The 22,501-nt window shown below is 36.5% G+C and carries 23 protein-coding genes; 7 read left to right on the plus strand and 16 right to left on the minus strand.

The window, feature by feature from the left end:
* The 4 genes from QBK89_RS10135 to cyoE all read right to left on the minus strand — a co-directional run bounded on the left by QBK89_RS10135 (position 1) and on the right by cyoE (position 4,591).
* Entirely contained in the window at positions 1-624 is a 624-nt protein-coding gene (locus QBK89_RS10135; protein WP_284140981.1) for a cytochrome c oxidase subunit 3, read from the minus strand.
* Positions 624-2,480, minus strand: coding sequence for a cytochrome c oxidase subunit I (gene ctaD / locus QBK89_RS10140; protein WP_284140931.1), 1,857 nt, complete (start codon positions 2,478-2,480; stop codon positions 624-626). The genes QBK89_RS10135 and ctaD overlap by 1 nt, the downstream gene beginning before the upstream one ends.
* 51 nt (positions 2,481-2,531) lie before the next feature.
* Positions 2,532-3,584, minus strand: a complete 1,053-nt coding sequence (coxB, locus tag QBK89_RS10145; protein ID WP_284140932.1) for a cytochrome c oxidase subunit II — start codon at positions 3,582-3,584, stop codon at positions 2,532-2,534.
* A gap of 65 nt (positions 3,585-3,649) precedes the next feature.
* Positions 3,650-4,591: a heme o synthase gene (gene cyoE / locus QBK89_RS10150; protein ID WP_284140933.1), complete on the minus strand. Its 942-nt coding sequence runs from the start codon at positions 4,589-4,591 to the stop codon at positions 3,650-3,652.
* A gap of 511 nt (positions 4,592-5,102) precedes the next feature.
* Between cyoE and QBK89_RS10155 the strand changes: the two genes are divergently transcribed.
* Positions 5,103-6,056 carry a COX15/CtaA family protein gene (locus tag QBK89_RS10155; protein ID WP_284140934.1) on the plus strand — a complete coding sequence of 318 codons (954 nt, stop codon included), beginning with the start codon at positions 5,103-5,105 and terminating at the stop codon, positions 6,054-6,056.
* A 66-nt stretch (positions 6,057-6,122) separates the two neighbouring features.
* Here the strand turns inward: QBK89_RS10155 and pyc are convergent, their stop codons facing one another.
* The 3 genes from pyc to QBK89_RS10170 all read right to left on the minus strand — a co-directional run bounded on the left by pyc (position 6,123) and on the right by QBK89_RS10170 (position 11,394).
* A complete protein-coding gene (gene pyc / locus QBK89_RS10160) occupies positions 6,123-9,566 on the minus strand; it encodes a pyruvate carboxylase (RefSeq protein ID WP_284140935.1) in 3,444 nt (1,147 codons plus the stop codon).
* A complete protein-coding gene (locus QBK89_RS10165) occupies positions 9,554-10,738 on the minus strand; it encodes an FtsW/RodA/SpoVE family cell cycle protein (RefSeq protein ID WP_284140936.1) in 1,185 nt (394 codons plus the stop codon). Before QBK89_RS10165 ends, pyc begins: the two co-directional genes overlap by 13 nt.
* 374 nt (positions 10,739-11,112) lie before the next feature.
* Positions 11,113-11,394 (minus strand): Fpa/YlaN family protein, encoded by a 282-nt coding sequence (locus tag QBK89_RS10170; RefSeq protein WP_284140937.1) that lies wholly within the window; start codon positions 11,392-11,394, stop codon positions 11,113-11,115.
* Between the two features lie 231 nt (positions 11,395-11,625).
* On the opposite strand from QBK89_RS10170, the gene QBK89_RS10175 reads away from it, so the two are divergent.
* Together QBK89_RS10175 and QBK89_RS10180 are read left to right on the plus strand one after the other, a co-directional pair.
* Positions 11,626-12,114 carry a molybdopterin-binding protein gene (locus QBK89_RS10175; RefSeq protein ID WP_284140938.1) on the plus strand — a complete coding sequence of 163 codons (489 nt, stop codon included), beginning with the start codon at positions 11,626-11,628 and terminating at the stop codon, positions 12,112-12,114.
* Between the two features lie 133 nt (positions 12,115-12,247).
* Positions 12,248-12,850, plus strand: a complete 603-nt coding sequence (locus QBK89_RS10180) for a YhcN/YlaJ family sporulation lipoprotein (RefSeq protein ID WP_284140939.1) — start codon at positions 12,248-12,250, stop codon at positions 12,848-12,850.
* Between the two features lie 83 nt (positions 12,851-12,933).
* Here the strand turns inward: QBK89_RS10180 and QBK89_RS10185 are convergent, their stop codons facing one another.
* Complete coding sequence (locus QBK89_RS10185) at positions 12,934-13,188, minus strand: hypothetical protein (protein ID WP_284140940.1); 255 nt, start codon at positions 13,186-13,188, stop codon at positions 12,934-12,936.
* Positions 13,189-13,325: 137 nt separating this feature from the next.
* Here QBK89_RS10185 and QBK89_RS10190 point away from each other — a divergent pair, with 137 nt between their 5' ends.
* Complete coding sequence (locus QBK89_RS10190) at positions 13,326-13,529, plus strand: YlaI family protein (protein WP_284140941.1); 204 nt, start codon at positions 13,326-13,328, stop codon at positions 13,527-13,529.
* Between the two features lie 81 nt (positions 13,530-13,610).
* Here QBK89_RS10190 and QBK89_RS10195 read toward each other — a convergent pair whose 3' ends face one another.
* The gene (locus QBK89_RS10195) at positions 13,611-13,916 is read right to left on the minus strand and encodes a YlaH-like family protein (RefSeq protein ID WP_284140942.1); all 306 of its coding nucleotides are present in this window, start codon (positions 13,914-13,916) and stop codon (positions 13,611-13,613) included.
* Between the two features lie 255 nt (positions 13,917-14,171).
* Here QBK89_RS10195 and QBK89_RS10200 point away from each other — a divergent pair, with 255 nt between their 5' ends.
* The gene (locus tag QBK89_RS10200) at positions 14,172-14,348 is read left to right on the plus strand and encodes a DUF5325 family protein (RefSeq protein WP_284140943.1); all 177 of its coding nucleotides are present in this window, start codon (positions 14,172-14,174) and stop codon (positions 14,346-14,348) included.
* 4 nt (positions 14,349-14,352) lie between these two features.
* Here the strand turns inward: QBK89_RS10200 and QBK89_RS10205 are convergent, their stop codons facing one another.
* Positions 14,353-15,162 carry an inositol monophosphatase family protein gene (locus QBK89_RS10205; protein WP_284140944.1) on the minus strand — a complete coding sequence of 270 codons (810 nt, stop codon included), beginning with the start codon at positions 15,160-15,162 and terminating at the stop codon, positions 14,353-14,355.
* Between the two features lie 178 nt (positions 15,163-15,340).
* A complete protein-coding gene (locus QBK89_RS10210) occupies positions 15,341-15,550 on the minus strand; it encodes a hypothetical protein (protein ID WP_349774628.1) in 210 nt (69 codons plus the stop codon).
* A 294-nt stretch (positions 15,551-15,844) separates the two neighbouring features.
* On the opposite strand from QBK89_RS10210, the gene QBK89_RS10215 reads away from it, so the two are divergent.
* On the plus strand, positions 15,845-16,471 hold the full coding sequence (locus QBK89_RS10215) for a YktB family protein (RefSeq protein ID WP_284140946.1): 627 nt from the start codon (positions 15,845-15,847) through the stop codon (positions 16,469-16,471).
* A 160-nt stretch (positions 16,472-16,631) separates the two neighbouring features.
* On the opposite strand, the gene QBK89_RS10220 is transcribed toward QBK89_RS10215, so the two are convergent.
* The 4 genes from QBK89_RS10220 to QBK89_RS10235 all read right to left on the minus strand — a co-directional run bounded on the left by QBK89_RS10220 (position 16,632) and on the right by QBK89_RS10235 (position 19,185).
* Complete coding sequence (locus QBK89_RS10220; RefSeq protein WP_284140947.1) at positions 16,632-16,901, minus strand: UPF0223 family protein; 270 nt, start codon at positions 16,899-16,901, stop codon at positions 16,632-16,634.
* A 1-nt stretch (position 16,902) separates the two neighbouring features.
* On the minus strand, positions 16,903-17,871 hold the full coding sequence (locus QBK89_RS10225) for an NAD(P)H-dependent flavin oxidoreductase (RefSeq protein ID WP_284140948.1): 969 nt from the start codon (positions 17,869-17,871) through the stop codon (positions 16,903-16,905).
* A 107-nt stretch (positions 17,872-17,978) separates the two neighbouring features.
* Positions 17,979-18,083, minus strand: a complete 105-nt coding sequence (locus QBK89_RS10230) for a GapA-binding peptide SR1P (protein WP_284140949.1) — start codon at positions 18,081-18,083, stop codon at positions 17,979-17,981.
* A 247-nt stretch (positions 18,084-18,330) separates the two neighbouring features.
* The gene (locus QBK89_RS10235) at positions 18,331-19,185 is read right to left on the minus strand and encodes a polysaccharide deacetylase family protein (RefSeq protein WP_284140950.1); all 855 of its coding nucleotides are present in this window, start codon (positions 19,183-19,185) and stop codon (positions 18,331-18,333) included.
* Between the two features lie 244 nt (positions 19,186-19,429).
* On the opposite strand from QBK89_RS10235, the gene QBK89_RS10240 reads away from it, so the two are divergent.
* Positions 19,430-20,968, plus strand: a complete 1,539-nt coding sequence (locus QBK89_RS10240) for a glycine betaine uptake BCCT transporter (protein WP_284140951.1) — start codon at positions 19,430-19,432, stop codon at positions 20,966-20,968.
* A 120-nt stretch (positions 20,969-21,088) separates the two neighbouring features.
* On the opposite strand, the gene lpdA is transcribed toward QBK89_RS10240, so the two are convergent.
* Positions 21,089-22,498, minus strand: a complete 1,410-nt coding sequence (lpdA, locus tag QBK89_RS10245; RefSeq protein ID WP_284140952.1) for a dihydrolipoyl dehydrogenase — start codon at positions 22,496-22,498, stop codon at positions 21,089-21,091.
* Positions 22,499-22,501: the final 3 nt, after the last annotated feature.

The raw sequence follows: 22,501 nt of genomic DNA on the forward strand, positions 1-22,501 counted from the left end.
TTAACCCACCTTTCCCATTAAATAAACAACTGTGAATACGAATACCCATACAACATCAATAAAGTGCCAATACAAGCTAAATGTATTGAATTTAGGTGCATTATATAAGTTTAAGCCTCTTTTTGCATTACGAATCATTAGTGTAATTAACCAAAGGATACCAAATGTAACGTGCCCTCCATGGAAACCTACTAATGTATAAAAAGCAGAACCAAACGCAGAAGAACGGAATGTAAAGCCGTATTCTGTAATATAATGCGCAAACTCATATATTTCCATTGCTAGAAAGCCAATTCCGAGTAAGCCCGTAATTCCTAGCCATAATTGCATCTTTTTAAAATCATTGTTTTTCATATGGTACATTGCATACACACTTGTTAGTGAACTTGTTAATAACATGATTGTCATAATAAATACAAGTTCTAATCCGAAAAGTTCTTCTGAGGTTGGACCACCTGCTGTTGAATTTTTCAAGGAAAGGTATGTTCCAAATAAACTAGCAAATAATACCGTTTCTCCTCCTAGGAAGAACCACAAGCCTAAAAATTTATTTTTACCTTCAAGGGTCGCCTTTTCTGGCGATTGCGGCATTGTTTCTGGATTTAAAATGTGATCGTTACTCATCATTCATCAGCCTCCCTTTCCAGTTCTTCTTTTGAGATATGATACCCAAGATCATCCTTCACAGAACGTACAATCATCGCACCAAGTGCAATTGCCATTCCACCAAATAAAGCAATAAACCATGCATTGTTATCTGTTTGATAAATAAAACCAAATCCGGCAATAAATAAACCAAGGGACATTACAAATGGAATAAATGAATTATTCGGCATATGAATCTCACCTAAAGGCTCAGCCGGTGTCATTTTCCCATTTCCTTCTGTTTTTTCCACCCATAATGGATCTAAGCCACGTGTTAACGGTAATTGCTTAAAGTTATAATATGGCGGTGGTGAAGGAATGGACCATTCTAATGTACGACCATCCCATGGATCAGCTGGTGCCTTTTCGCCTTTAACTTGACTATATATCGCATTAATAAAGAAGACGATTACTCCAATTGCCATGAAGAATGCTCCAATGGTACTAATAAAGTTTCCAAGATCTAAATTTTGATCCTCTAAGAACACCCAGTAACGACGCGGCATTCCCATTAAACCGAGAAAATGTTGAATAAAGAACGTTAGATGGAATCCAATAAAGAATGTCCAGAACGCAATTTTACCCATCGTTTCATTTAGAATACGACCAAACATTTTCGGCCACCAGTAATGGAATCCAGCGAAGATACCAAATACGGTTCCTCCAACAATAACATAGTGGAAGTGTGCAATAACAAAATACGTATCATGGTACTGGTAATCCGCTGCTACAGTCGCAACCATTACCCCTGTCATCCCACCGACAGTAAAGGAAGGAATAAAACCAAGACTCCAAAGCATTGCTGAATTGATCGTAATGCTTCCTCCCCACATCGTAGCAAGCCAGTTAAATATCTTAATTCCAGTTGGAACAGCAATTGCCATCGTTGCAATAGAGAAAATGGTATTTGCTACTGGCCCTAGACCAACAGTAAACATGTGGTGCGCCCATACCATAAATCCTAAAAATGCAATTAGCATCGTTGCGAAAACCATTGCTGTATAACCGAATAAACGCTTTTTAGAAAAAGTTGAGAAAATGTCACTAAACAAACCAAATACAGGCAATATCAAAATATAAACTTCTGGATGACCAAATATCCAGAATAGATGCTGCCAAATAATTGTGTTTCCACCTAAAGTAACATCAAAGAATGCAGAATCAAACATACGATCAAACATTAACAAAAATAGTCCAATCGTTAATGCTGGAAATGCAAACAAAATTAGAATACTCGTTACAAATGTAGCCCATGTAAATAAAGGCATTCGCATATAAGTCATACCAGGAGCACGCATATTAATGATCGTAACGAGAAAATTAATACCACCTATTAATGTACCTGCCCCGGCAATTTGCAGTCCCATTACATAAAAGTCAACACCATGTCCAGGAGAAGTCGTCGATAATGGTGCATACGATGTCCACCCTGCGTCTGGTGCACCGCCTAAAAACCAACTACAATTAAGTAAAATACCTCCAAACATAAATAACCAAAAACCTAAAGAATTTAAAAACGGAAAAGCCACATCTCTTGCTCCAATTTGTAACGGGACCGCGGCGTTCATCAATCCCAATAACAAAGGCATTGCTGCCAAAAATATCATTGTCGTTCCGTGCATCGTAATAACTTCATTGTAAAATCCTGCACTGACAAAGTCATTTTCTGGCTTTATTAATTGAATCCGTATGATTAAAGCTTCTATTCCACCGAGTATGAAGAAAAATCCACCACCAAATGTGTATAAATGTGCAATTTTCTTATGGTCGACAGTGGTTAAATAATCCCATATTACAGCGCCGAAGCCCTGTTTCTGAGTAGCTGCTATACTCACAGGTTAAACCTCCTTTTTTCTCTTTCATCCCATTTATTAAATACATTCTCTCTATTTTCCTGCACTTTCTGGACCAATTTCACTTGGTTTTAGTTGCAATAAATATTCTGCAATTTTTTCAGCTTCTTCTTTATTCACAGCAGGATATTTACCCGTCATCAAGTTACCAGGCTTAATCTTTTCAGGATTAACAATCCACTCTACTAAGTTTTCTTTTGTTGGCTCTACGTATCCAGCAAGCTTTGTCCGATTACCAAAATCAGTTAAATTCGGACCAGTAGCAATTGGCGATGAGCCGATTGCATGACAAGCCATACAATTATTCGCTTCAAAAAGCTCTTGCCCTTCTTGTGCAACTGAATTTTCCGGCTTTGCTTTTGGATCTACACTTTTCATATCTGCTATCCATTGTTCATACTCTTCTTCACTAACAACAATCACTTTAAAATCCATTAAGGAATGCGAAGGTCCGCAAAGCTCTGCACACTTACCCCAATAAACACCTTCTTCATAGGCTTGGATATACATGGTATTTGTATTATCCGGATTCACATCCATTTTACCTGAAATAGAAGGTACCCAAAAAGAGTGCGTAACATCTGAGGACAGCATGTTTAAGTATACTTTCTTACCTACTGGTATATACAAATCCTGACTCGTTTGTATTTCTTCCCCTTTGTAGTCGAAATGCCACCAATACTGATTTCCAGTAATATCAATATTAATGCTATCCTTTTGATCATTTGTCTTTGCCAAATCAAAAGAAATGAGTGTGGTAGGTACTGCCATTATAATAACTAAAATGATTGGAATAATTGTCCAAACCGCTTCTAGTCCTTTATGACCTTCCACTTGCTTCGGTATAAAATTTTCTTGCCCTTTCTTTTTACGAAAACGAAGCAATACAATTACATAAACTATCATTACAATTACAAATACAGCACTCATGATAACCGTTGTTAAAATGATCAGCTTCATCGAACTTTCTGATCCATACCCCTTCGGTACAAGGGCTGTTAAGTTTTCTCTGCCACAGCCGGATAATATAAGTGCTACCAAGCCTAACAAAAACAAAGCCCTAAGTTTTCCCATCCAACCTTTCATGAATTATACCTCTCTTTCTCTTTGTGTCTTCCTTATATATAAATGTTGCATAAAGGATAACCATATTAAATAGGATAATTAATCGTTACTACTGCCATTAATAAAAATAATATAGTTAAATAGTTTAACGAATAGATAAAAATAAGATTTGCCCATTTCAAATCATTTTTCACAAAGAAGCCAGCAATACCTAATGCTAGCCATCCAATATTAAGGATGGTTGCAATGATTAAAAATGTTGTTCCTAATGAAGCTAAAAAGAATGGTAATGGTAATAGGCAAGTAATATAAACAACAATTTGTCGTTTCGTTATTTCAAATCCATACACTGCAGGCAGCATTGGTATGCCAGCTGCTTTATAGTCATCGCACTTTTTCATTGCCAAAGCAAGAAAATGTGGTGTTTGCCAAATAAACATAATTAAAAATAATACCATTGGTACAATGTGTATTTCTGGACTGACCGCAGCCCAACCAATTAAAGGTGGAATGGCTCCAGAAAAACTTCCTACTGCTGTATTAAGTGTATATCGTCTTTTTGACCACATTGTATAAAGCACAACATATGTAAACCATCCAAAAAATGCAAACAACGTCGCTTCAACTGTAGTAAATAATAATATTAGATGTCCAAAAGTCGATGCGGCTATTCCTAGTACAAGTGTTGTCTGCATAGAGATATTCCCCGTTACAGTAGGACGTGATTTTGTTCTTGACATAACGGGATCAATATCAACATCAAACCAATTATTTAATATTGCACCTCCAGCAATTACAAATCCGCTTCCGAACATGGTAAGCAAAAATAACTGCCAATTATCCAATATGGAAGCATTCGTAAAATAAAGCGCAAGCCAAAATCCGACAAACGTCGTGATTAAATTTGAGTTGACAATGCCTATTTTAATAAGTGCTTTAAAATCCTTCATAAAGAGTGTACTCTTTTTTGCGGGAACAGCTGGGTTACTCATAATTTGTGTCGACGCAGTTGTTTCCATCTTGTTCATGCTAATCCCCCCTTTGTTCCAAGATAAATGAACATATTCAACTAAAAATATAGTGGAAATAAATTATCATATTCTTAATTTCTTCACTACTTTTACAATCATTGTATCATGAATTGAATTTTTTACCATCGACCAATACGTTGTCCATTTTACCAATAGTTGGTTGGCCAGTACAATTTTAAATGTGACAATTTTGTGAAATGTGAACACAAACAAAGAAAAGGCGTAAAAGCCTCTATCATTAAACGAAAATATGCACGAACCCAAGAAAAACGGGCATAATTATGTAAAGCTTATCAAATATCCCTACACTTATTTCTAGCAAACAATGCTAAACTTTGCAAGCGTTTTTTATATTTTCATAGTGAAAACGATAATTCGTTACAATTCTGTGACAAATATCCTTTCCATTCTTAATTTGTTTGCTTTATCCATTTATATGATATTATGATGGACATCGGGGTATTTATTTACATCAAATATTGGAAGTTACATAAAGTGGGGAAAACATATGATAAAAACACTAAAATCACTGTCTGTTGTTGCAACAATTGGGATGATATTCATATTAATGGGTGGAGCGCTCGTTACAAAAACAGAATCAGGGGCAGGTTGTGGTTCAAGCTGGCCGCTATGTCACGGACAACTTATCCCTTCTGAAATTACGCCAGAGTTGATTATCGAATTAAGCCATCGACTTGTTTCTGGGATTATTGGTGTTGTTGTTCTAGGACTTTCTATTTTGTCATGGGTGTTTATTGGACATATTCGAGAGGTAAAATTCTTATCCTTCCTCTCTTTGTTTTTTCTTGTATTACAAGGGTTAATCGGTGCAGCTGCAGTTATGTGGGGGCAGTCAGACTTTGTCCTAGCCATGCATTTCGGAATATCGCTCATTTCGTTTGCTGCTGTATTTTTACTCACATTGCTCATTTTTGAAATCGATCAAAAGTTTGATACGAACACATTACTACTAGAAAAAAAGCATCGAATAGAAATATATTTATTAGCTGTTTATACGCTAGTTGTCGTATATACTGGTGCACTTGTGCGTCATACAGATGCAAATCTTGTTTGTAAGGATTGGCCGTTCTGCTTTAATGATGCACCATTTGCTATAATGGACTATCGTTTTGATCAATGGATTCAAATGGGGCATCGGTTTGCTGCTGGTATTCTTTTTATATGGACAATCATTTTCTTTGCACGATTAATTCGGAATTACAAAGGAAGTAAGGTGATTTTTTGGGGCTCACTTACACAAATAATCTTTATATCGCTTCAAGTGCTTTTTGGGGCTCTTATCATCTTTACGCTATTAAATCTTGGTATAGCCTTACTGCACGCACTGATTATATCTTGTTTTTTTGCCGTCTTATGCTACTTTATTTTACTTGCTTCACGGAGTGCAGCAGCAGAAAAACAAAACAATTTACGAAATACTAAAAACGAAGCACTAAAATAAATCAAGTTCATAAAAAGCAGTGGGATGAATTGAACTCATCCCACTGCTTTCTTATTATTTGATGCTTTATTCAAATTCAATTAGTAAATCATTTACTGTAATTGCATCTCCATCTGAACAATGAATATTTTTAATAACACCTGCAAATGGTGCTTGTACCGTCGTTTCCATTTTCATCGCTTCTGTAATTAACAAGTAATCACCTTTTTGAACATGCTCTCCTTTTTCGCAAAGCACTTTAATGACCGTTCCAGGCATTGTAGCACCAATTTGTTTTTCATTTGTTGCATCTGCCTTTGGTTTCGCCGCAGTTTCGGCTTTAATGCTTTCATCTCTTACAACAACCTCTCGCGGCTGCCCGTTCATTTCAAAATAAATAACACGTGTACCATCTGAACGAGGCTCAGAGATAGAAATAAGCTTCACAATTAAAATTTTTCCTGGCTCAATTTCAACTTCAATTTCCTCACCTAGCTTCATACCGTAGAAAAAGGTAGGTGTATCCAGGACAGAGACATTGCCATATGTTTCATAAAACTTGTGGTAATCCATAAATACTTTTGGATATAATGCATAGGCAATAATATCAAAGCTTGTTACATGTCTATCAAGGGATTTAAACAGTTCTTCATTTAACTGACTAAAGTTAATCGGATCCATAAGTGCACCTGGACGAACTGTAATTGGTTTCTTCCCTTTTAAGATAATTCTTTGTAACTCTTGTGGGAAGCCTTGATAAGGCTGACCAATATACCCTTGGGCAAACTCAATAACTGAATCTGGAAAATCAATTGACTCTCCTTTTTCATATATATCGTCCTCTGTTAAATTGTTTTGTACCATGAACAAAGCAAGATCGCCAACAACCTTTGAAGACGGCGTTACCTTAACAATATCCCCAAACATATCGTTTACACGACGAAACATTTGTTTTACCTCATTCCATCGTTCACCAAGGCCTACCGCTTTTGCTTGTTGCTGCAAATTACTATACTGTCCCCCAGGCATTTCATGAAAATATACTTCCGTATGTGGTGAATTCATACCACTTTCGAATTCCTGATAATAAGCACGAACATTATCCCAGTATTGTGAAAGTTTCTCATAGGATCGTATGTTAACATGTGGTTGGCGCTTTGTTCCTTCTAACGCATGGTATAGAGATTGCGCACTTGGCTGAGAAGTTAACCCTGCCATACTATCGCACGCTACATCAACCGCATCTACACCAGCTTCAATTGCACGTGCATACGTATAAACGCCATTTCCGCTTGTATCATGCGTGTGTAAATGAATTGGTAAGTCTACCGTCTCTTTTAATGCTTTCACCAATTGATAAGCCGCTTCAGGCTTTAATAACCCTGCCATATCTTTAATTCCAAGAATATGAGCGCCAGCTTGTTCAAGCTCTTTCGCGATATTCTTATAATATTCCAGGTCGTATTTTGTTCGACCAGCGTCTAATATATCTCCTGTATAGCAAATAGCAGCTTCAGCGATTTTGTTGTTCTTTCTTACTGCTTTAATCGCTGGAATCATTCCTTCTACCCAGTTCAAGCTATCAAAAATTCGAAAGACATCAATTCCTGCATTTGCACTTTTTTCTACAAATTCATCTATTAAATTATCAGGATAATTTTTATAGCCTACTGCATTACTTGCACGAAGAAGCATTTGAAATAATACATTTGGCATTTTCTCGCGCAGTTTAAGTAATCTTTCCCACGGATCCTCTTTCAAGAAGCGATAGGAAACATCAAATGTTGCTCCCCCCCACATCTCTACAGAAAATAGATCTGGTAACAAACGTGCTGTCGGCTCAGCAATTCGATCTAAATCCTTCGTTCGAATTCTCGTTGCTAATAAGGATTGATGTGCATCTCGAAACGTTGTATCTGTTAACAGTACTTCCTTTTGTTCAAGCATCCACTTTGATACAGCTTCAGGACCTTGTTCATCCAGCAATTGCTTTGTACCATTCGGAAATGCCTCTAATGGATTAAATGTAGGAACAACCGGCTTTTCAAACTCTGGCTTCTTTCTTTTCGTCATGCCTTCAAATCCATTAACTGTCGTATGACCAATATACGTAAGCATTTTTGTTCCACGATCCTTACGCTTTGGAAACACAAACAATTCTGGTGTTTGATCAACAAATGTCGTGTCATATTCGCCTGACATAAATTTAGAATGAAGCATCACATTTTCTAAAAATGGGATATTTGTTTTAATGCCACGAATACGGAATTCCTTTAGGTTACGGACCATTTTCTGTGCTGCCTGTTCAAAGGTTAACGCCCATGTAGATACTTTGACAAGTAAAGAATCATAATGTGGTGAAATTTCAGCACCTTGGAAGCCATTACCAGCATCTAATCTTACGCCAAACCCACCACCAGTTCGATATACATTGATTTTTCCTGTGTCTGGCATAAAGTTGTTTAATGGATCCTCTGTTGTAACCCTTGATTGAATGGCATATCCATTAATTTGAATATCGGCTTGCTCTGGAATACCTATGGATGCATCATGCAACTCATGCCCTTCTGCAACCTTTATTTGTGTTTGAACAATATCTACACCCGTAATCATCTCTGTAATCGTATGCTCTACTTGCACACGCGGATTTACTTCAATAAAATAAAATCCTTCATTCGTAACAAGAAACTCTACTGTACCTGCATTTATATAGTTCACGTTTTTCATAAGCTTTACAGCTGCATCACATATTGCTTCACGCATCTCTAAAGTTAAGGATACACTTGGCGCAATCTCAACTAATTTTTGATGACGACGTTGTACTGAACAGTCTCTCTCATATAAATGAACGATATTGCCATCCTTGTCCCCAACAATTTGCACTTCAATATGTTTTGGATTTTCGATTAATTTCTCTACGTAAACTTCATCATTGCCAAACGCTGCTTTAGCTTCGGATTTTGCACGGTCAAAAGCTTCTGCAAGATTGCTTGCATTCCGCACAATACGCATTCCACGACCACCTCCACCTAATGTGGCCTTAATAATAATTGGATAGCCGTGCTTTTCGCCAAATGCTTCCACATCAGCAACCGTTGTTACTGGACCATCACTTCCAGGGATTACCGGAATACCAGCATTTACAGCTTGCTCTCGTGCTCTTACTTTATCTCCAAACATGTGCAAGTGTTCACTTGTTGGGCCAACAAAAATAATACCCTCTTCTTCACATCGTTTTGCAAACGCAATATTTTCCGATAAGAATCCATAGCCAGGATGAATTGCATCCGCCCCTACATTTTTAGCTAATTGAATAATTCCCTCAATATCTAAGTAGGCATCAATCGGTTTTTTACCTTCTCCAATCAAATAGGATTCATCTGCTTTATAGCGATGATAAGAACCTGAATCCTCTTTTGAATAAATTGCTACTGTACGAATATTTAATTCTGTACATGCACGAAATACTCGAATCGCTATTTCACCGCGATTTGCAACTAATAATTTATGAATCTTTTTTAACTGGACCATTGTTTTCCTCCTTTAAAATAAGCTTTTTGTGTAGGTATTGGCTTTGTATGCGAAGGCCTTGGTTCTTGCTCTCTTTTTTTGATAGACATCGCAATGTTATTCATGATTCCCATGGAAACCATTAACACAAGCAATGATGAGCCACCATAACTAACAAATGGTAATGTAACACCAGTAATTGGCAGAATTCCACTAATGGAGCCTAAGTTCACAAATGCTTGTATTCCTATCATCGAAGATATCCCGATTGCTAATAAAGCACCAAAGCTATCCTCACATTTTCTAGCTATGAAGATGCCACGTAAGACAATTGTGGCAAGTAACCCAATGACGATAATCACACCAAGAAAGCCAAGTTCTTCTGCAATGACTGCCATGATAAAATCTGTGTGTGCTCCAAATAAGTAGCCAAGCTTTTGTACGCTTTGTCCTAATCCTTCTCCTGATAATCCACTACCACCAATCGCAAGATAGGACTGAATTAAGTGATAACCTGCATCATCAGGTGCATTAAAAGGCTGATATGCTCCTGTAAACCTAGAAACCCGCACGTCAGTCACCATATTTGGCAGTGCTACCATTAATGTTATCACGCCGATTAAAATAAGTAACAACAAATGCTTCAATCGAATTCCGGAACTGAAAATAACGGAACAAGCAATTAAAAATATAATGGCCGCCGTCCCGATATCTGGTTGCATGACAATCAGTCCAAGCATTACACCCGTCAAAATTAGTGGAGGTAGCACACCTTTATTAAATTCATTTATGTAGGCTTGTTTTTTAGAATAAACAGATGCTAAATACATAATAAGCCCTATTTTTGCGAATTCAGAAGGTTGCAAGCTAATCGGACCTAGTACAAACCAGGATTTTGCATTTCCTCTTACTTCTCCGAAAATTAAAACACTAATTAATAGCGCCAAGATACCTAGCACAATTATTTTCATTAGCTTTTGATAATACTTGTAAGGGAATATGCTGCAAAATATAAATCCTCCCAATCCAATGAAAAACCATTGCATTTGCTTGAATAAATAGTGCGTTGCTTCAAATCCTTCTACAATAGCTGATACCATGCTGGCACTGTAAATCATTACAATTCCAAATGCAGCTAATAATAATGGTGCGATTATCAATGTAAAGTCAAAATATTTTAATTTTCCCTTCATCTTAGATCTCCCCAACTAATCCAAAGCATAAATTGTCTCGCTCTCTCTTATTCTACTTCAGATATTAATTATTCTACCTGTATACAGCTTATTGCCATGCATGCTATAAGTTAATGAAAGGGTTTCTGTTCCTTTCATCTATTTTAATGTTTTTTTCTATTACATAGAAGCAGAATGAATTTGTCAGGTAAATATAAGATGAATTTTAATAATAGTATAACACATTCAAGATAATAGTATATCACTTTTAATGTATTTTTATTTATTTATTCATCCTAATATAGCTATATAAACAAAAAAACCTTGCCCTCGTGAATGTCGGCAAAGTTTTGCTATAATGTCTACCTTAACCCAGATGCACAAATCTAAAGGCATTAAATGGATTTCTGCGCTGCTTCATGCAATATATTAAGCTGCCTCTCCAAATTTTCAAGAAGCGCTTTTCCTTCATTTTCGCTGATTAACTCTAACCGTACAGCAAAGTCAATCTCTCTAGAGAGACCAAACATCTGTGTATCGAGTACTTCTTCATACAACGGGCATTGTGGCATTGTTAAATTTTCAATCTGAACCTCGATGAGCCGTAGAATTTTATCAGCATCAGCCTTAAGAAGGGCATAGGCTTTTTCACGATGATCGATCGTTACCTCTGGCATCAAATATATCCCCTCCATTAGGAAAACTTAGCAATCGATAAAAAGCCTGCGATTACTCAAAAAGTAAAATAAAGTACAAATTCATAAAAAGAAAATATCTTCCTTTATATTATATTAGCGGTTGCTACAAAAAAATGCAAACAAAAATGACACATCGATAGAGTAAAGGAATGAAAAAAAAGAGCATGTCTGCTATTCTTAAACAAGATATAAATAGAAAGGTGGATCAAGATGATTGTTCCAATTACTGGTAAGGTTACTTATCCAATTACATTAGACCCTACTGTTTGGATTTTTGATGACCGAAAGATTATTTTAGAAGATGCGTTTTTAACTCAAGCTAGCTCGCCAGATACAACAAATGAACTTGAAAAAGCTGCAAAAAGATGGGATCGTGAGCTTCAGCAAGATGTAGTGAAGCCACCCGTTAACCAAAGCATCAATAAGTTCGAGCGCGAAAAAATATTAACGCATTCTTATGTTATGCCAATAACTGATTTTTTAAACCATGCGGAAATAAAAGCGGATGCAAAAAACGCCCGCTTAGAAACACTGCAAGGAGATGTAGTACTTTCTATTTCTGATTTGCAAAAAAGCTACTTGCTTTTCGCAATGAATGGCAAGCCATTAAAAGAAGATGGACCGGTACATTTAATGTATCGTGATGGTTCAAATAAAAATAATCCAATCACGGGTGTAAAAAAGATTGTCATTCAATAATTAGTGATTAAAGCACAGGAATTTGGTTTATGCTCAACCTATTTTATGAAGGTAATTTTTGTCTGCATATTTTGGCATATCCTATCTAAAAATAAGGAACATAAGGTGGGAATATTTTAGGAGGAGTGCCAAAATGTATAAATTAATCTTTATTCTATCCGTTGTTCTTCTATTCACAATAGGTTGTAACCGTGAGAATACGCAAGATGCCCTTCCATCAGATAATAATAGTGATCGTTTTTTACAAGTCGAAAACTCAAGTGAAGCAAAGAAACAAAATTTATCAAATGAACAAATTGCAACCCACCTAGCTAATGTAGCTACTAAGGTACCGAATGTAAATAATGCGACGGCACTTATTGCCGGTCCTTATGCAGTTGTTGGAATTGATGTTGATAAAGATCTTGATCGCTCTAGAGTAGGAACAATTAAATTCTCCGTATCTGAGGCATTACGTGAGGATCCTTATGGAAAAACAGCGATTGTTGTCGCAGATGGTGATGTGAATGAGCGCATTCGCATGATGGCAGATAAAATGAGGCAAGGACATCCAGTTCAAGGTATTGTAGATGAGGTTGCTGCTATCGTTGGAAGATATATGCCCGAGTTTCCAGTTCCGAGAGAGCAGCCAGTAGAACCGGATGAAAACAAACAACTTGTTCCCGAAGGAGAAAAACAAGAGCTAGATGACATTCAAAATGATCAATCGAATAAACAAAAGGATAAAAAAGATTAGCTCATAAAAAATGATGGCTTGATAGTGCACCCCATAAGTTAGCATAAACATCTAACTTATGGGGTGCCTTTAAAAACACACAATTATTGAATTGGATTGGCTTGTTCTGTTTCTTTTTCCTTTAGTTCATTATAATAATGAACACCGAATTGTGATCCCTCTGAAACCATTTTCGCATTTTCTAATTGGGTGATATCCTTGTCATTTGTTTGATCTGGTACCCCAGCATCCTCAATCGTATTCGTAAATCCGGATGTTTTTTTACTACGATTTAAGAAGTAATACCCTGCTGCTGCACCAACTATTCCAACTGTAGTCCCGATATATCTTTTTTTCATTCGTGATACACCTCTCTATGATTAGTTAAAAACGTTATTCCCTAATTATTTTCCAATAAAACATACTTTACTATGCATGGGAAAAATATGCTATCATAGATACAAACGCAGTTATCTAACTAGTTTGAGGTGAAAAAATGCAAGTAAAATGTGTACTATGTGATCAAATTGAGGGAATCGAAGACAATTCATTACAAGCGAAGCGGCTTCGAAACCGTAAAATTTCCATGTATCTCTGCGCAACATGTGACAATCGAATTAAGGTAAGCACATTGGAACGTCATGCTAGTGGAAATTTTAAGCTTTACCAGGAAGAAAAGGAAATCAATGGATTAATTTAATAAGAATATGCAATTGATAAAATAAAGCAGTCACCAATGTTTAACACGTTGGTGACTGCTCTTGTTTAAGCAACTATTGAATTATTGTTGATTTTGTTTGCGTTGGTTATGCAAACGGAAACGATATATAGCTAAAACAAGCGATATAATGATTAAGCTTTCTGTAATAGGAAGTTTAAATATACTAAAAATCGTCATGATATAAGTACCAATTGCCAGCATTACATAAACAAAAATATTTTTAACTAATGGAAGCTTCCGAGCAAACCCAAGCTTGTAAGCAATTGCAGCAAAAATAAGATTCAACACATATAAAATTTCAAAAATATGCGATGTACCATACTGTTTTAAAATAAAATCAAAAATAATACTAAAGTTTACATCCATTGTTTTCCCCCACTAATATATTTCTTTATATATAGATCATGAATTTTCTACCCTATTTTCTATCTTACTAAATCTTTTTACATCCCGCTAGTTGTTTCTCTTCTTAATTAAATCCATCCTCCTGTTTATCTTCCTTGTCTTTGAACATTATTTCTATTTCCATTATAATAGCTAAAGTAAGTTATAGGATTAAATATAGGATCCCCCTTCATTCCTATATACCTTTAAGGGCAATTAAGAAGCAGAGGTGACAAAATGAAGCAATTGAATGTTCCGATGTTTTTATTAGCTTTTCTAGTTATTTTAATGTTTATTGGCAGTGGAGCAGCGATAGCCATGCGTAATACATGGCTTATTATTCTATTTTTGCTATTAGGATTTGGCTTCATGGGATATGGCTTGACTTTAAAGCGTAAAAGAAGTGACAGCTAGCTTGTCACTTCTTTCCTTTTATTAAGAATTCAGATAGAATCGATTCATGAATTGCTGGATGACACGTAAGCACTGCATCACTATCTAGCATCGTGAATTCATTTCCGCTAATATTTGTTGTTATTCCTCCTACTTCATGAACAATTATTTTTCCAGCAGCAATATCCCATGGGGAAAGCTTCATTGCTAAATAACAATCGATTATCCCTTCTGCAACATAGGCAAATTCCAGTGCAGCTGATCCATATGTTCGCGTTCCCCTCACTTGTTTCACAAGCTCTTGCATCGCGGTCTCTTTAACAAGGTTATTTTTACAAAGCCAATAGTGATTCATCCCTACAATGGATTCCTGTAAGGTCAAATCCGTTTTTAAAGGCGGAAGCTTTGCACCATTTTTCATTGCGCCTTCCCCTTTTTTAGCACTATATAATATATCTGCCATCACATCATAAATAAATCCAATTTCCCCTATTCCATCCTGATATATCCCTACTGAAATAGCAAAATGACGCTTTTGATGAACAAAATTCATCGTTCCATCAATTGGATCAATGATCCATACCGTTCCTTCTAATGAGGAAAGCTTATCTCCAAAGCCCTCTTCACTAAACAAATAATGCGATGGATATTTCGATTTAATTTTTCCAACAAAGAATTGCTCTGTTTCCTTGTCCATCGTTGTCACTAAATCATTTGCATTCGATTTCGTTTGAATTGTAATTGGATCATTTATTTTTCTCCGTATTGTTGCACCTGCCTCAAGTATCCATTGCTTCGCTTGGTCAAATAGTAGATCACGTGTCTCTTTATTCATGATTATGCCCCCAATACGTTTCATTCTCCTTTAGCTTATCAAAACAAAAGAAAAGAGTCATTCACAAAGCGAAACTACTATGAAATGAGTCCATTGATTATCCTTATCAATTTATACGTGATACAAATTCAAAAAAAGATCTCTATGTATAATAATAAATAGAGACCATTCTTAAAAATTATAAGAGCACATCATTTTCTATCTTTTGCAATTGCCGTGTCAATTGCAGCAACCTTTCTTTTGTCTTAATAATTTTTATCTTATCCTCATCCTGCATTGCTTCATAAAGGGTTAATAGTTCATAATCAATTTCCATTCGTAGTACTGGGAGCTTTTCTTGTTCTTCTTTTCTTCGCATTGCTTCAATGACGTATTTCAACCTAATCACACCTTTCACCATAATAAATTTCAACAAGTGCATCTTCTTCTATTAGTCATTTCTCCAGTTTAAAAATTCATGCAACCTTTTCAACATATCTTTTAGTTTTCTTTATATATATGATGCTCCCATCATTTCGTTCACTAAAATCAGAACGATTATTTTAAAAATACCCAATTGGTATAAAATTAAACATGAGCTGTAAGGCTTGACTGAACGAACTAAATCCTTAATAATAATTATTATAATTAATGATAGCTTAGGTTACTTCTATAGAATATAAACAAGAGAGGATTACTAGAAATGACTTTCAGCGGTTTTAGTAAAGAAGACTTTAACACTTTTTCCATTCCTGGACTTGAAGGAAGAATGGAAGCAATCCAAACAAGAATACAACCAAAATTCAAGCAAATAGGTAATGAATTAGTTGACTATTTAGCTGTACAAACAGGCAATGAAATGCATTTACATATTGCCAAGCATGCGAGAAGAACAGTGAATCCACCGAACGATACGTGGCTTGCTATCGCTGATAATAAACGCGGTTATAAAAAGCATCCACACTTCCAAGTTGGCTTATTCGATGATCATGTATTCATTTGGCTCGCCCTTATCTATGAACTTGATTTTAAACGGGAAATTGCCGAAGCTTTCATGGATAGCTTTGAGGAATTAAAAGCATTACCTGCTAGTTTTGTTATTTCCCTGGATCATATGAAAAAAGCGGCAATTCCATTAGAAGAGTTGGAAATGGACCATTTAGAACGTTTTCGCAATGTGAAAAAAGCAGAGTTTCTCATTGGTCAACACTTTTCTCCTGAGGATTCCATTGTTACAAATGGGGCAAAATTTATGGAAAACGCGAAGCAAACAATTGATCCTCTTATTCCGTTTTACCATAAAGCATTACAAGCGAGAAAAACGTTATAAAATCTTACAAGGTTCAATCATAAAAAATAAGACTGAATATATTCAGTCTTATTTTAGTATGGAAGCCCGCATTTTCTGAGGAAGTAAAAGCGTTGCCTACGGCAAGTGAAGCGCATTCGGCTAGTACGCAGATCCCACAATCCGAATCGTAAAACCTTGTTTATTTCATCGTAAATATCTTCGTTTGTTCTTCACGTGCTTTTTTGATTACGTGATAACTTGAATAATTGGATTCATTTTGAAACTGAGCAAAAAGACGCTTTTCTTCCGCTTTAGAAGGAACAATTTCCTTGAAGCGATTATAATTATCTAGCAACGCGCCTCGTTCTACTTTACCTTCATACGCTTTTTCGATAAAGGTAAAAAATTGCACAACAGCAACGATTTCTTCCTTCGTCCACGTTATATCAATTGGATATTGATAGCTCATACTATTTCTCCTTTTTTATCAAGCTTTGACGGATGTTGTTACCCTCGTTTACTATTCTAGAAACCAATTCGTGAACAGTCGGGATATCCGTAATTCCGGCAGCACCTTGACCTGCCCATCCAAACCCATTTTCGGCATCACCGTCATGTATAAACCGCTTATTAGCAACACCACTTATGTATGTTTTTAAATCTTCATAGCCTTTGCCAGCCTTTTCTAGCTTTAAGATTTCTTCTGTCCATTGATTCTTTAATGCTCGAGCAGGCATTCCGAGTGACCGTTTAATTACAACGGTTGCCGTTTCATCTGCCGCTAAAATCGCATTCTGATACATTGGGTGCGCATCAACACATTCTTTTGTTGCGATAAACCTTGTTCCCATCTCGATTCCTTCTGCTCCAAGTGCGAGTGATGCAACGAACCCACGTCCATCAATAATTCCACCTGAGGCGATTACTGGAATAGAAACAGCATCTACTACTTGAGGAATTAAGACAAACGTGCCTGTATCTGCTCGACCTAAATGACCACCACCCTCTTGGCCTACTACAATTACTGCATCTGCTCCTAATTCTTCCGCCTTTATCGCTTGTCGTTTAGAAGCAACAAGCACTAATTTCTTCATCGGTTGACCCACAAGCTTATCTAATACATGCTTTGGATTTCCGCCTGTTACAGATACAACGGGCACTTGTTCCTCTATTGCTACTTCTACCATTTCCTCATACGGTCGACCATGTTGTCCAATTGCGAAATTTATCCCGAATGGTTTAGAGGTCATTCGTTTCACCTTTTGAATTTCTTTTCTTAAGTGCTCTGGGTGAGGTAGACTCATCGCTGTAATTTGTCCAAGCCCTCCAGCATTTGATACCGCTGCTGCTAGATCTGCATATGCTAGATGTGCTAAGCCACCTTGAATAATTGGATATTCAATACCAAACAGCTTGGTTACGCGTGTCTGCCACTTCATATCATCCCCTCGCTTTCCAATTCCATCCTAGCATGTTTAAAATAAAAGTAAAGAAAACACAGTAGCACAAGCACGCTACTGTGGAATATGACACATACTTTATCCTTCTATTTTTGATTGCAATTTGGGCAGGTTCCATAAAGGGTTGTTACTTTTTCATCATCATAATGGTCAATAACCTGTTGACATTCTTGACAGACGATCGTCCCCATTTGATCCAGCTCCTTTTTAAAAGGTTATCATATTTATATTATAATATGTCACAATTGATTTTTCAACACAAATAGTATAACACATTTGGAAAATGTGTCTCAAATAGAATGAGATTGGAGGTGGAGTTCCTTCTTTACAACAACTCTTAGACTTACAGAATGCTTACTACACTTTATATGAGGGATAAACAAAACACTCTAATCGCCTAAATAAAGAAGCCATTAGAGTGTTGTTTAGTTTAGATGATTATTTTGTTTCAATTAAAGCAGGATTAGCTATTTCAAAGCCTTGCTCTCGTAATCCGTTTACAATATCTTCTAAAGCTGCTGCTGTCCATTCTCTGTCATGCATCAAAAGATTTGCTCCATTTCCTAAAAACTGATTATGAAGCATAATATCCGTAATCGCGTCTTTCGATTGATACTGCTTTTCCCAATCATGGCCATACACCCAATTCATTCTTATCATGTTTTCTTGCTGTAAGAGTTCGTTTGAATATGACGTATTATCTCCGAAAGGGGCCCGAAAAATCTTAGGACGTTCACCAGTGATTGCTTCCACCATATCATTCACACGTAATATTTCTTCTTTTTGTGTTTGTTCATCAATATCGCTCAAACTCGGATGACTGTATGTATGGTTTCCAATAACAAATCCCATATCATGAATTTCTTTTAAAATTTCCTTTTTCTCATTTGTTTCGAGAAAATGTCCATTTACAAAGAAAATCGCATTTGCATCTAGCTTTTTCAACGTTTTTGCCATTTCTAATGCATGTTCATCAGGAGCATCATCAATCGTTAGTAATACTATTTTTTTATTTCCTTCTGGATCAATTGGTTGAATATGCCAAGTTTTATCATTTATACGATACATCGGCTTGTTTGCATCTGGTTCTTCCTTTGTTTGCTCCTCTTCTTTCGCTACTGTATTCGATTCTTCCTCCTGTTTCTCCGCTTTCTCTGATGGTGTAGTCGTTTGAGGCTTTGTTTCCTCATTTTTTTCTGTATCCGATCCTTCTTCCTTTAAAGAAGAATTAGAACAACCTATACTAAGCACCATCCATACACAAGCAAATAAAAGTACGATTATTTTTTTCATGCAAACCTCTCCTCCGTTATGTATATGCCATGCTGTCCATACGATACCACCATTATAAAGGATAGAAGAAGATTATGACTACCCATTATAGGGATTCTCTATTTTTATGTTTCAAGTAATCAAATGAAAGGTATAGGGAATATATCGAATGTAAATGATGAAGACAGGAAATAATAACGAAAGCATAGCTTTGTGAAAATGTAAACTTCATAATTATCGAAAAAAGAAAAGAAAGGAAATGAATATGAAAAAGGTAACACGTGTGTTTTACATATCGACTATTGTTGCGGCATTATTTATTTTATGGGGCGTCATTCCAAAAGAAGTATTACCTGTTGGCAATTTAGATCATATTACAGGAATTATTCAAAATTTTTTAGTTGATAAATTTGGTTGGTTCTACTTATTTTGCACAACTGGGTTCTTGTTATTTGCGATTTTTTTGATTTTTTCCAAGTACGGGAACATCAAGCTAGGAAAGCCACAGGATGAACCTGAGTATTCTTATATTACTTGGTTTGCAATGCTGTTTAGTGCAGGAATGGGAATTGGATTAGTTTTTTGGGGAGCTGCAGAACCCCTATCCCATTTCCATACACCTCCATTCGGAGAATCAGAAACCAACGATGCAGCAAAAACGGCTTTAAGGTATAGCTTTTTTCACTGGGGATTACATCCTTGGGCTACCTATGCAACTATTGCCCTTGCATTAGCATACTTTAAATTCCGCAAGCAATCTGCTGGGGTAGTTAGTGCTGTACTAGAGCCATTATTCGGGGATCGAATAAAAGGAGCATGGGGAACGCTTGTCGATTTTATTGTTGTATTTGCAACAATCTTTGGGGTAGCCACATCACTTGGATTTGGTGCCATTCAAATAAGTGGTGGGTTATCTTATGTATTTGGAATAGATCAGTCCTTTTTAATCCAATTAATTATCATTTTAATTGTCACTGTACTTTATATGGCCTCTGCTATGACTGGCCTAAATAAAGGGATCAAATATTTAAGTAATGCAAATATTGTATTAGCACTGGTCTTAATGCTTTTCCTACTTTTTCTAGGTCCTACTAATTTTATCATGAACTTATTTACAACGACATTCGGTAGTTACCTGCAAAATCTACCTAGTATGAGCTTGCGTATGACACCATTCAATGAAGAAAATGCAACTTGGATTAAAGACTGGACTATTTTCTATTGGGCATGGTGGATTGCTTGGGCGCCATTTGTCGGCACATTTATTGCACGCGTGTCACGAGGTAGAACTGTTCGTGAATTTATTTTAGGCGTATTACTTGTTCCTACGATTTTTGGGGCATTATGGTTTTCGATTTTTGGTGGCTCCGCTATTAGCTTAGAATTCTTTCAGGATGCCAACATCATCAAAGATGTACATGAGTTAGGAACAGAAACAGCGCTATTTGCTGTCCTTGAGAATTTTCCATTTGGAACGGTTATGTCCATGATAGCGATTTTACTCATTAGTACCTTTTTTATCACCTCCGCCGACTCTGCGACATTCGTTTTAGGAATGCAAACGACTGGTGGAAGTCTATATCCTCCTAATCGTGTTAAATTTATTTGGGGAATTATTCAATCAAGTGCAGCGGCCATCCTCTTATGGCAAGGTGGGTTAGGTGCATTACAAACGGCTTCTATTATCGCGGCATTTCCATTTGCATTTATTATGATTTTAGTCGTCTTCTCATTAATTAAATCATTTCGACTTGAAGTAAAGGAAGCAGAAAGGAATCGAAAAAAACAACCAACAAAATTTTAGTTTATAGGACTAAAACCTAAAGTTGTCTCAAGCAAGATCGTAACCTTGCGAACAATTAAAATTACCTATTACAAAGATAAAAAACTGTTCTTCTCTAGATGAGAAGAACAGTTTGTTTTATTATTTCATCATATGAACAGGTTTACCAATTGCAACCTCAGCAGCTTCCATTGTAATTTCACCTAATGATGGGTGCGCATGAATCGTGAGTGCTATATCTTCTGCAGTCATACCTGCTTCAATTGCTAAGCCAACTTCTGCAATCATATCACTAGCATTCGGACCAGCAATTTGCCCACCAATTACAAGACCATCTTCTTTACGAGTAACCAGCTTTAAGAACCCATCACTATTATTTAATGATAATGCACGACCATTTGCCGCGAATGGAAACTTCGAAGCTTTTGCTTCAATTCCAGCCTCTTTCGCTTGTTTTTCTGTATATCCAACTGATGCAAGCTCAGGATCAGCAAACACAACAGCTGGTATACCTAAATAATCAATCTCTGATTTTTCACCACTAATCGCTTCAGCAGCAATTTTAGCTTCATAAGAAGCCTTATGAGCTAATGGTGGTCCTTCAACAATATCGCCAATCGCGTATATGTTTTTCACACTTGTGCGACATTGCTTATCAATCTTCACCAATCCTCGATCTGTGACTTCCACGCCAGCTTGCTCTAGTCCAATTTCTTCTGTATTTGGACGACGACCAACAGTTACGAGAACATAATCAGCTTCAATTATTTCTTCTTTTCCTTTAGCTTCATAGGTGACTTTAACACCATTCTTTGTTTCCTCGACACCTTTTGCCATTGCTTCTGTAATAATTGTCGTTCCTTTTTTCTTTAAGCGTTTTTTAACAAGCTGACTCATTTGTTTTTCAAAACCACTTAATATATCTTTTGTTCCTTCTAATATCGTAATTTCAGTACCAAAGTTAGCATAGGCAGAGCCAAGCTCTGTTCCAACATAACCGCCACCAATGACAACCATCTTCTTCGGAATTTCATTTAAATTCAATGCTCCAGTGGAGTCAAGAACTCGATCCGAAAATGGGAAGCCTGGGATTTCAATTGGACTAGAACCAGTAGCAATAATACAGTTATTGAATGTATATGTTTGCGAGCTCTTATCATCCATTACTTTTACTGTATGGTCATTAACAAAGTATACTTCTCCCGCAACAATATCCACTTTATTTCCTTTCAATAAAGATTCTACTCCAGAAGTAAGCTTATTAACTACTTTGCCTTTCCATTCCTGCACCTTAGAAAAGTCAACAGAAACATTTTCCGTTTTAATTCCCAATTCTTCAGATCCATGTGCATGCTCAGCTAAGTGTCCTGCTTGTATCAAAGCTTTGGAAGGAATACAACCTACATTTAAGCACACACCACCTAAAGCGTTTTTTTCAACAATGGTTACTTTCTGTCCAAGCTGTGCTGCTCGAATAGCAGCTACATATCCCCCAGGACCAGCTCCAACGACTAATGTGTCGACTTCAATTGGAAAATCTCCTACTACCATATA

The organism is Virgibacillus sp. LDC-1, from assembly GCF_030137545.1.
Classification (GTDB): Bacteria; Bacillota; Bacilli; order Bacillales; family Amphibacillaceae; genus LDC-1.